The 14,923-nt window shown below is 57.1% G+C and carries 16 protein-coding genes; 8 read left to right on the top strand and 8 right to left on the bottom strand.

Annotated elements, in window-relative coordinates; translation table 11 throughout:
• Window positions 1-157 precede the first annotated feature (157 nt).
• The 3 genes from D3791_RS00845 to D3791_RS00835 all read left to right on the top strand — a co-directional run bounded on the left by D3791_RS00845 (window position 158) and on the right by D3791_RS00835 (window position 2,545).
• On the top strand, window positions 158-1,105 hold the full coding sequence (locus D3791_RS00845) for a heme o synthase (protein ID WP_052165298.1): 948 nt from the start codon (window positions 158-160) through the stop codon (window positions 1,103-1,105).
• 158 nt (window positions 1,106-1,263) lie between these two features.
• A complete protein-coding gene (locus tag D3791_RS00840) occupies window positions 1,264-1,614 on the top strand; it encodes a PadR family transcriptional regulator (RefSeq protein WP_022876393.1) in 351 nt (116 codons plus the stop codon).
• On the top strand, window positions 1,598-2,545 hold the full coding sequence (locus D3791_RS00835) for a DUF1700 domain-containing protein (RefSeq protein WP_022876392.1): 948 nt from the start codon (window positions 1,598-1,600) through the stop codon (window positions 2,543-2,545). Before D3791_RS00840 ends, D3791_RS00835 begins: the two co-directional genes overlap by 17 nt.
• A gap of 86 nt (window positions 2,546-2,631) precedes the next feature.
• On the opposite strand, the gene D3791_RS00830 is transcribed toward D3791_RS00835, so the two are convergent.
• From D3791_RS00830 to D3791_RS00820, 3 genes are read right to left on the bottom strand one after another with little or no spacing between them, the layout of a single operon-like run.
• Window positions 2,632-3,570 (bottom strand): COX15/CtaA family protein, encoded by a 939-nt coding sequence (locus D3791_RS00830; protein ID WP_022876391.1) that lies wholly within the window; start codon window positions 3,568-3,570, stop codon window positions 2,632-2,634.
• Between the two features lie 30 nt (window positions 3,571-3,600).
• Window positions 3,601-4,362, bottom strand: coding sequence for an ABC transporter permease (locus tag D3791_RS00825; RefSeq protein WP_246242243.1), 762 nt, complete (start codon window positions 4,360-4,362; stop codon window positions 3,601-3,603).
• Window positions 4,359-5,312 carry an ABC transporter ATP-binding protein gene (locus D3791_RS00820; RefSeq protein ID WP_425483128.1) on the bottom strand — a complete coding sequence of 318 codons (954 nt, stop codon included), beginning with the start codon at window positions 5,310-5,312 and terminating at the stop codon, window positions 4,359-4,361. Before D3791_RS00820 ends, D3791_RS00825 begins: the two co-directional genes overlap by 4 nt.
• A gap of 191 nt (window positions 5,313-5,503) precedes the next feature.
• On the opposite strand from D3791_RS00820, the gene D3791_RS00815 reads away from it, so the two are divergent.
• The 5 genes from D3791_RS00815 to D3791_RS00795 all read left to right on the top strand — a co-directional run bounded on the left by D3791_RS00815 (window position 5,504) and on the right by D3791_RS00795 (window position 10,204).
• Entirely contained in the window at window positions 5,504-6,289 is a 786-nt protein-coding gene (locus tag D3791_RS00815) for a helix-turn-helix transcriptional regulator (RefSeq protein WP_022876388.1), read from the top strand.
• Window positions 6,286-7,746, top strand: coding sequence for a Fe-S cluster assembly protein SufB (sufB, locus tag D3791_RS00810; protein ID WP_022876387.1), 1,461 nt, complete (start codon window positions 6,286-6,288; stop codon window positions 7,744-7,746). Before D3791_RS00815 ends, sufB begins: the two co-directional genes overlap by 4 nt.
• 2 nt (window positions 7,747-7,748) lie before the next feature.
• Window positions 7,749-9,029 (top strand): Fe-S cluster assembly protein SufD, encoded by a 1,281-nt coding sequence (gene sufD / locus D3791_RS00805; RefSeq protein ID WP_172511035.1) that lies wholly within the window; start codon window positions 7,749-7,751, stop codon window positions 9,027-9,029.
• 61 nt (window positions 9,030-9,090) lie between these two features.
• A complete protein-coding gene (gene sufC, locus D3791_RS00800; RefSeq protein WP_172511034.1) occupies window positions 9,091-9,849 on the top strand; it encodes a Fe-S cluster assembly ATPase SufC in 759 nt (252 codons plus the stop codon).
• Between the two features lie 10 nt (window positions 9,850-9,859).
• A complete protein-coding gene (locus D3791_RS00795) occupies window positions 9,860-10,204 on the top strand; it encodes a metal-sulfur cluster assembly factor (protein WP_022876384.1) in 345 nt (114 codons plus the stop codon).
• A 155-nt stretch (window positions 10,205-10,359) separates the two neighbouring features.
• On the opposite strand, the gene D3791_RS00790 is transcribed toward D3791_RS00795, so the two are convergent.
• Genes D3791_RS00790 through D3791_RS00770 form a run of 5 tightly spaced genes read right to left on the bottom strand, consistent with a single transcriptional unit; the run spans window position 10,360 to window position 14,826 of the window.
• Window positions 10,360-11,529, bottom strand: coding sequence for a thiolase family protein (locus D3791_RS00790; RefSeq protein ID WP_172511033.1), 1,170 nt, complete (start codon window positions 11,527-11,529; stop codon window positions 10,360-10,362).
• Window positions 11,526-12,962: a class I adenylate-forming enzyme family protein gene (locus tag D3791_RS00785; protein WP_172511032.1), complete on the bottom strand. Its 1,437-nt coding sequence runs from the start codon at window positions 12,960-12,962 to the stop codon at window positions 11,526-11,528. Before D3791_RS00785 ends, D3791_RS00790 begins: the two co-directional genes overlap by 4 nt.
• Window positions 12,963-12,966: 4 nt before the next feature.
• Window positions 12,967-13,545 carry a biotin transporter BioY gene (locus D3791_RS00780; RefSeq protein ID WP_022876380.1) on the bottom strand — a complete coding sequence of 193 codons (579 nt, stop codon included), beginning with the start codon at window positions 13,543-13,545 and terminating at the stop codon, window positions 12,967-12,969.
• A 40-nt stretch (window positions 13,546-13,585) separates the two neighbouring features.
• Window positions 13,586-14,197 carry an energy-coupling factor transporter transmembrane component T family protein gene (locus tag D3791_RS00775; RefSeq protein WP_172511031.1) on the bottom strand — a complete coding sequence of 204 codons (612 nt, stop codon included), beginning with the start codon at window positions 14,195-14,197 and terminating at the stop codon, window positions 13,586-13,588.
• Window positions 14,194-14,826: an energy-coupling factor ABC transporter ATP-binding protein gene (locus D3791_RS00770; protein ID WP_246242242.1), complete on the bottom strand. Its 633-nt coding sequence runs from the start codon at window positions 14,824-14,826 to the stop codon at window positions 14,194-14,196. The genes D3791_RS00775 and D3791_RS00770 overlap by 4 nt, the downstream gene beginning before the upstream one ends.
• Window positions 14,827-14,923 lie beyond the last annotated feature (97 nt).

Below are 14,923 nucleotides of genomic sequence, written 5' to 3'. Positions count from 1 at the left end.
TATTCGGGTTGATAGAGATCACCAATATTTGCCGAAGAACTCTCCGGTTTGGAGTTTCAAAGAATTTCTATCGGGCGTAGAATGAACTTTGTCTATCTTGTACCCGTGAAGAACTGAGTGCGTTTAATTGAAGACTCAAAGTGTCGCTGGAGCATCCGTGCCTCGCGCCTCGCGTCAGCCTGGCGAAAGTACCGGAGAGTATGTGAAGCGCAAGGCCGGCGCCTATTTGGCGTTGACCAAACCTCGCGTTATCGAGTTGCTGCTAGTGAGCACCTTCCCGACCATGATCTTTGCCCAGCGAGGATTCCCGCCGGTGTGGTTGATGATCTCCACTCTTGTCGGCGGCGCCATGGCTGCTGGTGCATCGGGAGCCTTCAACTGCTATATCGATCGCGACATGGACAAGCTGATGAAGCGCACCAAGGGACGTCCTTTGGTCACCGGCGACCTGACGCCTAAAGAGGCACTGATCTTCTCGTGGGCTCTGGCAATTGCTTCGCTGGTCGTGCTGTGGGTCGGAACCAATCCGCTGACTACCGCCCTGGGCCTAGCTGCCATCTTGCTGTATGTAGTGTTCTACACGATGATCCTGAAGCGCCGCACCGCCCAAAACATTGTTTGGGGCGGTATCGCCGGCTGCATGCCAGTGCTTATCGCATGGGCGGCTGTGAAAGAAACCGTTGAATGGCCAGCGGTCATCCTGTTCCTGGTCATCTTCCTCTGGACTCCACCTCATTACTGGCCGCTATCGATGAAGTATGCGGACGATTACAACGCTGCGTCGGTTCCGATGCTCGGTGCGATTGCCAACGCTCGACGCGTGTCGGTCCAGGTCGTTCTTTACGCATGGGCAACCGTCGTTTGCTCACTCCTGCTCGTCCCGCTGGGTCATGCAGGCATCGTCTATACGGCGATTGCCGGTGGCGCGGGCATCTGGTTCATCTACGAATCGCATGTCCTCTACCGTGAAGCTCAGGGCGATCACAAGCCTGCGGTAGTGAATCGCAAGGCCATGAAGGTCTTCCACATTTCCATCACTTACTTGTCGATTGTCTTCTTGGCCTTGGCAATTGATCCTTTTGTGGGGAATCCGCTCTTCGGCTAATTGCCGTTGTAGCTTCCATAATCCGCAAGCCCCTTCGCGAAAATCCTTGGATTGGCGGAGGGGCTTTTGCGTGCTTGAAACCAAGCTATTCCAAGATGGCCGAGCTGCGAAAGTAAATCTTGCTATACAAGTCTTGTTATGCAAGGTATTCTCGGATCATGCTTGAACAGCGTGAAAAGATAGCAACCAACATTCGCAAGGGCGTGCTCGAATATTGCGTTCTGGGTTCCTTGGCAAGCGAAGACAAGTATGGGCTGGAGCTTGCTGAAGAACTGACGAAACTGCATTTGACTGCTGGGGAAGGCAGCTTGTATCCGCTCCTTGCCCGCATGAAAACGGCGGGTTTGGTCGAGACCCGCTGGGAAGAAGGTGGGGCAGGCCGGAAGCGAAAATACTATTCAATCACCGACCGTGGACGGGTCATGCTAAAGGAATTTCGTGCTGTCTGGGCTGACATCACTGAGCAGGTCGAACAATTGCTTGGAGGGCAAGATGGGGAAGCTAGCTGAAAACCACAGCGTGGAGTCCTATCTGCGTTCTTTGGATCGTCTATTGCGACATGTGCCTGTAGAGGCACGACGCGATCTTGTTGAAGATATTGCGGCGCATATCGATGAGGGCCGTGAACGGGGACGCAACGACAGGGAGATCCTTGCTGCGCTCGGTTCACCACAAGCTGTGGCTGCGCCATATCTGGATGACCTCATGCAGGATGGGAACTCGCCTCGAATGCGGACGATTCGACGTGTGCTGGGCATTGTCGCCTTGGTGACCGGATTGTTCGCCGCCATCGTTTCACGATCCTCGGATTCAACAATCGTCGATATGGCCTTCGGGCCGGTGGACCTCCAAGGGCTGAGTAGCAATTACGGCTACTCGGATATCTTCGCCGCGATACAGCTCCTGATTTTCTTGGCACTTGCCTTGATGGTTGCTGCCTCGGCGGTGATGCGGCCGGTGATTGCGCGCAAATACAGTTTCGCCGCTGCAATCGTCATGACGATTGTGGTGATTTTCTGCGGGACCGGCTTGGGGATGTTCTTCGTGCCATCGATGGTTACCGCCTGGATGCTCGCCGGAGCCAATAATCTAAAGCTCAGCCAGGACCGTAGAGCCAAGCGTTCACGCACCATCCAGTTGATCGGAGCGGCGGCCTTGCTGATCCCTGTGCTATTCGTCTTGGGCGGGCTGGCCACCGGAGCTGTCGAAGGGGGCGGTGCCTACGCCTACGCGGCCGTTGGCCTACTATGCGGCGTAGGATTCCTGCTCAGATACAGGGTCGCTCTTTGGGCAACCAGCGTCGTTGGTGCTGGACTGGCTGCCCTGTCCATCATTGATCAGGGAATGCTGATGGCCGCGTTCTGGCTCGGGGGCATAACGTATTTCTACTTCGGCTTGTACGGCTTGTTGTGGTTCGAGAAGCGTAACGCGGCAGGTTAGTAACTGGACCGCGGTCGCAAGGCCATGTAAAACAGCTCGGGTGGCCATGCAATGATTTGCATGGCCACCCGAGCTTTTCTGCGAAGTTAGTTATCGACTCGCTGGTACTTGGGGAGAAGCGAGGTCCGATCCCATGTGTCGGTACTGGATACCAGCAGCAAGCTGGCTCCAAGCATATGCAGGAGCACCAACCCGATGGGCAATCCAGTGAAGTGCTGAGTGTATCCGATGGCTGCCTGAATTAAGATGACAGCTACCAGCCACCAGACAGACGAGCGCAAGCGGGCATTGCCGCCAGCTTTGTAGACCAGGACCAGCAATGCGACGGTGGCGATAATCAGCAGGTACACCGGCGCCGTGTGCATGCGGGTCACCAGCAGCGGGTCGAACATATGGCGAGGCGTCGTTGCGTCCCCGGCGTGCGGGCCCGTTCCAGTAACAATGGTGCCCAGGATGACGGCGAGGATGCTGAAGATCCATGCCGCGGTGGCGGTCTGGCGAATGGTCTTTGTAGTTGCCGGATTCTCCTGGGCCTTCAGCTCAGTACGCGTGCGATTGACCAGCATGGTAGCCAGGATCACCAGGGTTCCTGAAAGCAGGAAGTGCAGGGACACAACCCATGGATTCAGCCCGGTCCATACTGTGATGCCGCCGATGACGCCCTGGGCTGGGATGCCCAGCAAGAGGGTCAGCCCAAGCTTGAACAAAGTGGAGTGAGTCCGTCGCATCGACCAAACCGAGACGAGGAATGCCACTGCAATCGCCAAAAGCACGAAGGTCAAAGTGCGGTTGCCGAACTCGATAATGCCGTGGATGCCCATTGCCGGCACTGGCGTCATCGAGCCTGGAACACAGTTGGGCCAGTGCGAGCACCCCAGTCCCGATTCGGTCAGCCGGACTGCACCGCCGGTAACGATGATGCCGACCTGAGAGATCAACGAGGCAATCGCGAGGCCATGTACGAGGCGAGTGACCTTCGTTGGCAGCTTGTCGGCCCAGCTTTTAGCGGCCAAGTCTGAAGACATGGAAATCTCCCTTGAAGATATATGTATTGGCTAGTTCCACTTGAAGAGCTTGATGGCTGCAAATGAGCCAGCTGCCGACCAGAGAACCAAGAAAATAAGTCCAGCGATGCTGAAATGTCCGGAGATCAACGCCTCGCGCATCGCATCGCCAAGCGCCGCGGATGGCAGGGCGTTGAGTGTCGGCTGGATCCATGCCGGCGCCATGCTCAGCGGGTACAGCACGCCTCCGGCTCCGGCCAGAAGAATCCAGGCGAGGTTAGTGATCGCCAAGGTTGCCTCTGGGCGAACCGTGCCAGCGATTAGCAGCCCAAGTGAAGTGAACGCGGCAGCCCCAAGCAGCAGGAAGAGGACGGCCGGGGCAATGCCCCAGGGGTTTGGTTCCCAGCCCATGAAAAGGGCGACTACTGTAATGAGGACTACTTGAATCACCAGTACGGTGAGCACCGCGATGACTTTGCCGAAAATCAGTCCGGTTTTACCCAGTGGCGTGGTGGAGAACATCTTCAGTACACCGTAACGCCGATCGAACCCAGTTCCGATGCCCTGGCCCGTGAAGGCAGTGGAGATGACACACAATGCTAAAACGCCGGGAACTGCGGCATCGATGCTCCGTTCGGAAACGCCGTCGAGGAGGTCCGTTAGCGTGAGAACGAATAGGGCGATCATCGGCATGACCACCGCGAGAATGAGCTGTTCACCATTGCTCAACATTTGCAAGGATTCGTATTTTCCTTGAATGAGGATGCGTTTGATTGGTGAAACGGCGTTATTGACCGCAGCTTGTTGGCTCACGCGTGTTCCTCCTTGTGTGCGAATTCGAGGAATACATCTTCGAGGCTTCGAGCCTGCAGGTTCAGATGCGTCGGCAGGACGCCTGCCTTCATCCACCAGCTAGTAAGCCAATGCAGGTGTTCGGGGGAGCTGACTCCATCCAAGCGATATTCACCAGGCGAAGTCTCCGAGAGATACAGCCCAGCAGGTGCCTCGGGCAGGTTCAGGCCGGGACGAGCGGCAAAGGAGATGGGGCGAGCATCCTGATCTTCCGCGGCGCGTGCAGTGAGCTCGGCAACGGTTCCCTGCGCGACAGTGCATCCCTTATCGATGATGTACACGTAATCGCTCAGGCGTTGCGCGTCATCCATCAAATGCGTCGTCAGGATGATGGCCTTGCCGGCATCGCGCAGTTCGGCGATGAGGTCGAACACTACCTGGCGGGATTGCGGATCCAGTCCTGCACTCGGCTCATCGAGGAATACGACTTCTGGATCTCCGGCTAGCGCGATGGCGAGGGCCACGCGCTGTTTCTGCCCGCCGGAAAGGCGGCGAATGGTGCGCGTGCCAAAGGATTTAAGATCCAGGCGGGCAATCAGCGCGTCAATGTCGATTGGGTTTTGATAAAGCGAGGCGACGTGACGCAAAAGGGGGACCGGGCGCATTGATGGTGGTAGGCCGCCATCCTGGAGCATGACGCCTACGCGCGATCGAAGCTCGGGGTTGTCGCCGAACGGATTTTGCCCCAGTAGCTCGACCGTGCCGCCCTCTGGCTGCAGCAAACCCTGAGCGCACGCCAAAGTTGTTGACTTGCCTGCGCCATTAGCGCCGAGAAGCGTGGTGACTTGGCCGGGGTAAGCCTTCAGGGACACCGACTCGAGGACCCGCAGCATGCGGTTGTCCAAGGCGGGTACTGGCCCTAAATCTTTGGCCAGTTCATTGATGATGAGACTGGGGGTTACGGAAGACACCAAAACATTCTACGACATGTCGAACTCCAATATTTGAGGACTGTGTCACCAACACTCGCCACCGTCACGCATGAGCGAGAGAATAAAAGGTGTAGCTGGTTAATAAGGTATGGATCGAGAAGTGGGCAAGCTCTCCCTTAGTAAGTCCTTCCTTACTAGACCTGGGGCGAAAATTTACGCATGATTGTGTTGTGTATTCATCAAATTTAGACTCAGCTAGTGGCTCCACTGCCGAAACGGTTGGTGCAGTTGGGGATACCGAAGAACGCACGCGCGACCGCGTCCTTTATGCAGTACTTGAGGACGGGCCGGTCAGTGCAGCCGAACTTGGCAACAAGCTAGGTTTCACGCCAGCTGCAGTTCGCCGTCACCTTGATGCGCTTTCCAAATCGGGGCTCGTTGAGGTGAAACTGGTGGCAAACCAGAAGTCGGGTGCCGGCCGTCCGTCTCGTCGCTACGTGCTCTCGCATCGCGGCCAGACCAAGCTGGGCAATGACTATTTGGAAATTGCTACCGATGCACTGAAGATGCTTGGTGAAGCTGCCGGTGACGATGCGATTCGTAAGTTCGCGCGTAATCGTTTCGCCGAAATGGAAACCCGGTACGCCAAGGCGTTGGCCGGGGTTGAAGGGCTGGAAGCACGAGCCGAGGTTCTGAGTAATATGCTCAGCTCCGACGGGTTCGTGGGGTACACCCGAAAAGTTGATACAAAAGTGGCAACGGCTTTGATGCATAGCGTTCAGCTATGCCAGGGGCACTGCCCGATACAAGACTTGGCACGAGAGTTTCCGGTGTTTTGCGACACCGAAACTGAAATGTTCGCCCGTCTGCTGGGTGTTGACGTTCGACGATTGTCGACCTTGGCAGGTGGCGGACACGTGTGCACGACCCACATCCCCGTGGGACGTGAAAAGGCGCCGATGCGCGCCGAGAAGAGAACTCGAATTCAGTTCACGAAGCAGGAGAGGCCGCGATGACGGATCAGATTGCACAGGAGTCTGCCGACCCAGGTGTAATTTCCGAAATTCTGGAGAAGAACCCCGAACTCCATGGAATCGGCAATTACGAATATGGCTGGTCAGATAAGAACGACGCGGGTGCCAACGCTCGCCGCGGCGTCGACAAGGACGTTGTGGCGAATATTTCCGCCCTCAAGTCCGAGCCAGAATGGATGCTGGAGCGCCGTCAGAAGGCGCTGAAGTACTTCGATCGCAAGCCAATGCCAACCTGGGGTCCAGACCTCTCGGGCATTGATTTCGATAACATCAAGTACTTCGTTCGCTCCACTGAAAAGCAGGCAGCGACGTGGGATGAACTTCCTGAAGACATCAAGAATACCTACGACAAGCTGGGTATCCCCGAGGCTGAAAAGCAGCGCCTGGTTTCCGGCGTGGCTGCCCAGTACGAGTCTGAGGTCGTTTACCACCAGCTGCGTGAAGACCTTGAAGCCCAGGGCGTGATCTTCCTCGACACCGACACCGGTTTGAAGGAACACCCGGAGATCTTCGAAGAGTACTTCGGCTCGGTTATCCCTGCAGGCGATAACAAGTTCGCTTCCCTGAACACCGCTGTGTGGTCCGGTGGCTCCTTCGTTTACGTTCCTAAGGGCGTACACGTAGAGATCCCGTTGCAGGCGTACTTCCGCATTAACACGGAAAACATGGGCCAGTTCGAGCGCACCCTGATCATCGCCGACGAGGGTTCGTACGTCCACTACATCGAAGGTTGCACCGCACCGATCTACCAGTCGGACTCGCTGCACTCCGCCGTTGTGGAAATCATCGTGAAGAAGAACGCCCGCGTTCGCTACACGACCATCCAGAACTGGTCGAACAACGTTTACAACCTGGTGACCAAGCGTGCCGTCTGCGAAGAAGGCGCAACCATGGAATGGGTCGATGGCAACATCGGCTCCAAGGTCACCATGAAGTACCCTGCCGTCTACCTCGTTGGCGAACGCGCCAAGGGCGAGACCCTGTCCATCGCCTTCGCCGGCGAAGGCCAGCACCAGGACACCGGATCGAAGATGGTTCACATCGCTCCGAACACCTCCTCGGCCATTGTGGCCAAGTCGGTGGCTCGTAACGGTGGCCGTTCGGCATACCGCGGCCTGGTCCAGGTTCAGGAAGGCGCCAAGGGCACCAAGAACTCGGTGGTTTGTGACGCGCTGCTGGTTGACCAGATTTCGCGTTCGGACACTTACCCATACATCGACGTTCGCGAGGACGACGTAACCATGGGCCACGAGGCAACCGTTTCCCGCGTTTCCGAAGAGCAGCTGTTCTACCTGATGTCCCGCGGCATGGCCGAGGACGAGGCGATGGCAATGATCGTGCGTGGCTTCGTCGAGCCAATTGCACGTGAGCTTCCAATGGAATACGCGCTGGAACTGAACCGCCTTATTGAACTTCAGATGGAAGGATCGGTCGGCTAAGAATGTCGGAGACCACCACCCATATCCCAGATGAGAAGGTGCGCATCGGCGCCCCGTCCATCCCTGGTTTCACCGAAGAGGGCGAAGACCTTTCGCCGATCAACGACAATGACAGCTCGCCCCTGGGCGGAGCCTCTGCCAAGGCCCATAGCCATGGCGGCGGCGTCGGCGTTCCGGACTCCTCACGCGCAGGTCGACTGACCAGCACCAACGTGGAAGATTTCGCGAAGCTGACCGGTCGTGAAGAAGATTGGCGCTTCACCCCGCTCAAGCGACTCAAGGGCCTGCACAGTGAAGAACTCACTGGCGCTGCTCCCAAGGTTGAATTGACCGGCAACGACATCGCCAAGCTTTCGGTCGTGTCCGCTGATGACGCGCTGAATGGCGTCGCCCATACCCCGGATGACCGCGTTTCGGCCAATGCCTGGAAGTTCGCTTCCGAGACCCAGGTTCTGACCATTCCTAAGAATGCCGAAGGCGCCAACGCTAGCGTTCGCATCACCGGTGAATCGCTGGCTCCAGCCGCTCAGCACCTGATCATCGTGGCCGAGGAAAACTCGGAAGCCACCGTGATCCTGGATCACGTCGGTTCGGCAGTGCTGGCCCAGAACGTTGAATTCGATGTTCGAGCCAACGCCCGACTGACCGTCGTCTCCCTGCAGGCTTGGGAAGACGATGCGGTTCACGCATCGTCGCAGCAGGCACTGGTTGCCCAGGGTGCATCCTTCAAGCACATTGCCGTTTCCTTCGGCGGCGACTTGGTTCGCGTGAACCCTTCGGCTCGCTTCACCGGCGAACGCGCGGAAATCGAGCTCTACGGCCTGTACTTCGCAGATGCTGGCCAGCACCTGGAGCATCGACTGTTCGTTGACCACGCCGTGGCCAACTGCAAGTCGAACGTTCTGTACAAGGGCGCATTGCAGGGCAAGGACGCGCATACCGTTTGGGTTGGCGACGTGCTGATCCAGAAGGAAGCTGTTGGCACCGATTCCTACGAAGCCAACCGCAACCTGGTGCTGACCGACGGCGCACGTGCCGATTCGGTTCCAAACCTGGAAATCGAAACCGGCCTGATCGATGGTGCTGGTCACGCATCGACCACCGGTCGCTTCGATGATGAGCACCTGTTCTACCTGATGGCCCGCGGCATCGACGAAAAGACCGCCCGCCGCCTGGTAGTCCGTGGCTTCCTGAACGAAATCGTTCAGCAAATCGGCGACGAAGCTCTGCAGGAGCGACTGACCGACACCATCGAAGAAGAATTGGCTGCTACCGAGAACTAGGTAGTGCTCGCTTCACCAGCTTTTTAGCCTCAGAGCTTTTTAGAAAGAAACGGAACGACGTATGTCTACTCTGGAAATCAAGGACCTGCACGTCTCGATTGAAACCGAGCAGGGCGAGAAGGAAATTCTCAAGGGTGTAACCCTGACCATCAACACCGACGAAACCCACGCAATCATGGGTCCTAACGGCTCGGGCAAGTCGACCCTTGCGTCGACCATTGCCGGCCACCCACGCTACAACGTCACTTCGGGCAGTATCACCCTTGATGGCGAAAATGTCCTGGAGATGAGCGTCGACGAGCGCGCCAAGGCTGGCCTGTTCCTGGCTATGCAGTACCCAGTTGAGGTGCCAGGTGTCACCATGACCAACTTCCTGCGTACCGCCAAGACCGCAATCGACGGAGAAGCTCCGAAGCTGCGCACTTGGACCAAGGACGTCAAGGAAGCCATGAGCAAGCTGAAGATCGACGCCGACTTCGCTGGCCGTAATGTCAACGAAGGCTTCTCCGGTGGCGAGAAGAAGCGCGTGGAAATCCTGCAGCTGGAACTGTTCAAGCCTAAGTTCGCGATCTTGGATGAGACCGACTCCGGCCTGGACGTTGACGCGCTGAAGATTGTTTCCGAAGGCGTTAACCGCGCTCAGGAAGAAAACAACATGGGCACCTTGCTGATCACCCACTACACCCGCATTCTGCGCTACATCAAGCCAGATTTCGTACACGTGTTCGTGGACGGCCGCGTTGCTGAACAGGGTGGCCCAGAACTTGCCGACCGCCTGGAAGAAGAAGGCTACGACCGCTACCTGAACGTCAAGGCCTAAAGGTATTTTCATGAGTGAATCAACCGAACAGAGCCAGGGAGCTGTAACGACTCCTCTGGAAGACGTTGAGGAAGCCCTGAAGGACGTTATTGACCCGGAACTCGGCGTCAACATCGTTGACCTTGGGCTGCTCTACGGCTTGAAGTACGCTGACGACGGCGCGCTGCTTCTGGATCTCACGTTGACCACCGCGGCTTGCCCGCTCACCGATATTATCGAGGAGCAGGTTGCCAAGGCGCTGGAGAACATCGTGGATGACCATCGTCTGAATTGGGTTTGGATGCCACCTTGGGGTCCGGAACGCATTACCGATGATGGCCGTGACCAGATGCGAGCCCTAGGGTTCAACATCTAAGAGCGACGCATGAGAAAGGAAGGCCGCATTCATCCGAAAGGGTGGATGCGGCCTTCCTTGTTTTTAGGTATCCGGGGTTTCTGCGAGGACCTCTCTCTGAGGACGGTAGAGAACCGATGGACGCCCTCCGGCTCAATATCTGAGATGCCTGGACACTATGCTTGGGAAACAACGGATTCGAACGCGATGGCGCTGCCTGTACCTCCAGCTGCTGCCATTAGGGCATAGGCCCGTTGCCCTTCGAGACCTTGCTTTTGGGCTTGCCAAAACAGCCGTGTAGTCAGTATGGCTCCACTGGCCCCATAAGGGTGGCCCAGGGCCAGCGCTCCGCCGTCACGATTAGCCATGGCTGGGTCGATGCCCAAAGCATCGAGGCAAGCGAGAGCCTGGACGGCGAAGGCTTCATTGAACTCGATCAGGCGAGCGTCAGCAGGCTCGGTGTCTTGAAGCAATCTTGTGAGCTTCTGGTAGGCAGGAACAGCCGCCATGCCGAGAATCTCCGGGTCACAGGCCCCGCTCGCAGTTGCCAAATAGCGCAAAGCAAATGGCGGATTGAGCGCATTCATGACCTTTTCGCCCACCATCAGTACCGCGGCCGCACCATCGTTGATGGGACAGGAATTACCCGCGGTGACACTGCCATTGCTCATAAATGCTGGTTTCAGGGCAGCGAGTTTCCGCGCATCGAGCGAGAGGCGCGGGCAGGTATCTTCTGAGATAGGCCCGGTCGGTGTGTTGACGGGTAGCAATTCATCGTCAAAGAGCCCCGAGTATTTCGCGGCGACTGCTCGTCGGTGGCTTTGCAAAGCGAAAGCATCTTGGCGCTCGCGGCTGACCTTGAATCTCGTGGCAATGTTCTCGGCGGCAACGCCCATGTCGGGATCCGCGTCCGGCTCAGGGGTGAACCCGGCCCGTGAATACATGCGAGGTGGGGTTAGCGCGGAAGCCTGTTTCTCTACTCTCCACGGAGCTGTAGTGACTGATTCGACGCCGCCGGCAATGACAATATCCGCCTCGCCGCAGCGGATCATTCGAGCACCGGCAGAGATGGCTTCCAACCCGCTGGCACACTGTGCATCCAAGCTGGTTGCACCTACCGAGGATGGCAAGGTCGAAGCAAGGGTCGCGACCCGGGCAATGTTTCCGCCTGGCCCGGCCGCATTGCCGAGAAAAACGTGGTCTACATCGTGGGGCGCTATTCCTGCTCGTTCCACCAGCGCGCTCAGCACCGGTGCGATTAGCTGATCTGCGCTGATGCGCGCGTATTCCTTGCCAGCTCGGACGATGGGCGTGCGCAGGGCACCAATTACGTAGGCATTGTTCATCGTAAACGTATTCTCGTGAGGGGTTCGGGCGTTGCATCCGCCGTCCAGATGGCGCTTGATTTTCCGCTGAATGTCAGTGGCCATGCTTTGTGGACGATGATTTCGTGGGGAACTTTGAAGGCCGGAAGAAGTTCAAAGAGCCGCTTCTGAAGGTATTCACTATCAACGGCGGGGGAGAGAACATGAACGATCAAGCGGGAATGGCCCTTTTCCTGTTCGACTTGGACTGTGGCATCCAGGATATTCAGGGTTGCCAAGACGTCTATGATCTCCGAGGGATGGATATTATTGCCGTTGAGGTTCAGCATTCCATCATCGCGGCGCATAAAAGTGATGGTTCCATCATGCGATTGCATTCCTCGGTCCAAAATGCCGGTTGAATTGCCGCATTGCGCAATAGGCGGTGCCGTTGCGGGGTCATAGCCGTTCGCGTTGTAAGGGCTATCGATGTAGGCGGCGCCGGAACCGGTCTTTGGATCAACATCATGGAAATGGACCGAGACACCCGGAAAGAGCCGCCCAGAGAAGCATCCGGTGTCTTTGGCTGTAGTGCCGCGATGAGCGTAAGCAATGAGGCTATGCTCGCTGCTCCCAAAATACTCAATGCAAGATTCGAGTGCAGGCAGGGCATGAAGACGGCTAACCAGTTGTGCTGGTAGTGTTTCGCCGCCGCTGATGACCCAACGGATATTCGAAAGATGTTGCGGTTCGAGGTGGGTCGGAAGGCGGCCAAGGATGGTGGGTACGCTGACGATGCGATTGCAGGCGACCTGGCTCAACAATGAGTTGATGGCCTCGGGCCGCCAGTGCCCGGCGCCAATGAACGTTCCACCCGTGTGAATGGATTCGATCAGGGAATACAGGCCAAGTCCATGTGAAACCGGGCCAGGTGACAGGGTAACTGCTTCCTCAGTTGCCATGAGTATTTCGGCTCCGGCGGCCAGGGATGCCAGCCATGAGTCGGCGGTCCGGCTGATCGCTTTTGGCCTTGCGGTGCTTCCTGAAGTGCAGATGATCAGAAGTTCGCGTTCATTCTCGTGTTCGTGCAGTTCCCAGGGGCTGCAGTCGGATTCTGGGGAGAGCACTAGCGGATCCGCAAGGCCCGTCTCGCCGAGCCGGTTTGGGCAATCGGTGATGACTAGTTTGCAGGCGAGGGTTCCGAGCATTGAATCAAGCAAGGCTTGTGGCCAGGAAGGATCCAGAACGACAAGGGTCTTGCCGGCCAGCGACGTAGCGTGAAAGCCAACAGCCATCGTGATCGGATCTCGAGTTAGCATTCCGATGCGCTGTTGTTCGTGGCTTTTCAAGGTTCGAGCGAGTCGATGTGCTCGTCCTGCAAGCTGCGAGAAGGTCAAATTGCCAGAAGGAGCGATGACTGCTGATTTGTTAGGGCAGCTCTGTGCCCTACTCGCGACGGCCTGCCAGAACCCCATGATGTCAGCTCATCAGTCCGCGGTAACTACGATGCACGGTCAACGCAACCAATGTCGTGACGACAGCTTTGAACACATCTCCGGGGAGGAAAGCTGCCGATCCAATGAGGGAAGTCCGAAGGTCAAGGCCCGTCACCACGGAAGTCCACGGCACGCCGAAAAGGTAAATGACGCCAATTCCACCGATAACAACTGCTGCCAGGCCACTGGCGAATCGCGCCGCATTACCGGTTCTGCGCAGAACCCAATATTTGAATAACGCGCCGATGACCAGGGATCCGAATACCCAGCCGACGAGATATCCGCCGGTGGGGCCAAGGAGGACCCCTAGCCCGCCTCGGCCACCTGAAAGCAGAGGCAGACCCGCGATGGCGAGAACAACGACAACCAACGATGACATGGCTCCACGCCATGGGCCTAGCAATGCGCCGGCGAGCATCACCCCGAGCGTTTGCAAGGTGATTGGGACTGGAATGATGCCCAGCGTGATGGGCGGCAGGAGGCCCATGGCAGCGATCATCGCTGCGAACACAGCGATATATACCGTGTTTTTGGTTTGTGATGAAGACGGGTTTCGAGACATTAGTGTTCCTTGATAATACGAGTGTGAGGGGGAGCTTTGCTCAGAATCGACGCTTGGCTGGCTCTGAATCGTAGCCGCGGGCATCCAGTGCCTCAGCTGTTTCGTCGGCGATTTTTAAGGATCGGATGACAAGCGGGACTGTAACTGCCAGGGGATTGTTCGCCAGGCCCCGGGCGTGCTGGGCTTCACGAACTTCTGTGTAGACCTTTTTCAGCTCAGGGATGAAGCGTATGGTCATCGACAATGCCAAAGCGATTTGTGCCGGGTTCCCACCAATGAAGCGAACGGGGGAGGCTACTTGTTGGAAGAGCTCCAACATCGCTTCGAATTTTGTGGTGAGGCTGACCGCGTAAGCCAAAAGGCACATGGTCAGTAGCCTCAACACAGAACGCAGGGCATTCAACCAATCGGTCTGCAGTCCAAGAAGGATGAAAACCACTCCGAGGATGATGGTTATCGAAATCAGCGGCAATCGCAGCTGTTTGAAGTCCACGCGCGCAGAAAGCAGGATCGCAGCGCTGAAGATAAATAGCGCGAGCAGAACTGTCCAGTTCGTGATGAGGTAGAGCGCGATACTCAGGACGAGTAGAGCGCCGAACTTCCAGCCGGGTTTGATCCGCGCCAGATAGGAAGTGTTGTTCGCCGCGATCATGCGTGGCTCCATTGGCGATAATGCGCGATCGCATCGGCCGGAGGTCCATCGAAGGCAATGGTCCCATCCGTGACGACAAGGACACGTTCGAAATCTTCGAGTATCTCCAGATCATGAGTCACGACAATTGCCCGTTGCGAGAGCTTGGCGATCTCTTTTTGGAACGCCAGTCGGTTGCGCAGGTCCAGCATCGTTGTCGGTTCATCGAACACTACTGTTTGAGGGCGCATGGCCAGCACCGACGCGAGCGCAACCATTTGCTGTTCACCGCCCGAGAGCGTGTGGGTCTCGCGATCAGCAAGATGGGAAATGTTCAACTCGCCGAGGGTCTGCGCAACTCGCACTTGCCTTTCGTTCTTGGGCAAGGACAAATTCTTCAGCCCGAATGCGATGTCGTCGGAAACGATTGGCATGATGATCTGATTTGCCGGGTTCTGGAAGACGAATCCCACCTGGCGCCTGATCTGTTTGGCATGCTCTCGAGTGTTGAGCTCACCGATGTGTACGGTTCCCTCGGTTGGGAGTACGAGTCCGTTGAGCAGGCGGGACAAGGTGCTTTTTCCTGCGCCGTTGGCACCGATGATGCCGATGCGTTTTTCGTCGAGGTCTATGCTGATCTGCTGGAGCACGTCTCGGTTATCGTAGCGAACGAAGACGTTCTCTAATCGGATTGAGGGTAGTTCCACAAAAGCTCCAGCGCGATACTCAAGGCGCTTGGCCGCGCAA

It is taken from the genome of Glutamicibacter mishrai (assembly GCF_012221945.1).
Taxonomy (GTDB): domain Bacteria; phylum Actinomycetota; class Actinomycetes; order Actinomycetales; family Micrococcaceae; genus Glutamicibacter; species Glutamicibacter mishrai.
The sequence above is the reverse complement of the archived record's forward strand: the minus strand, read 5'-3'. Positions and strand labels throughout refer to the sequence as shown.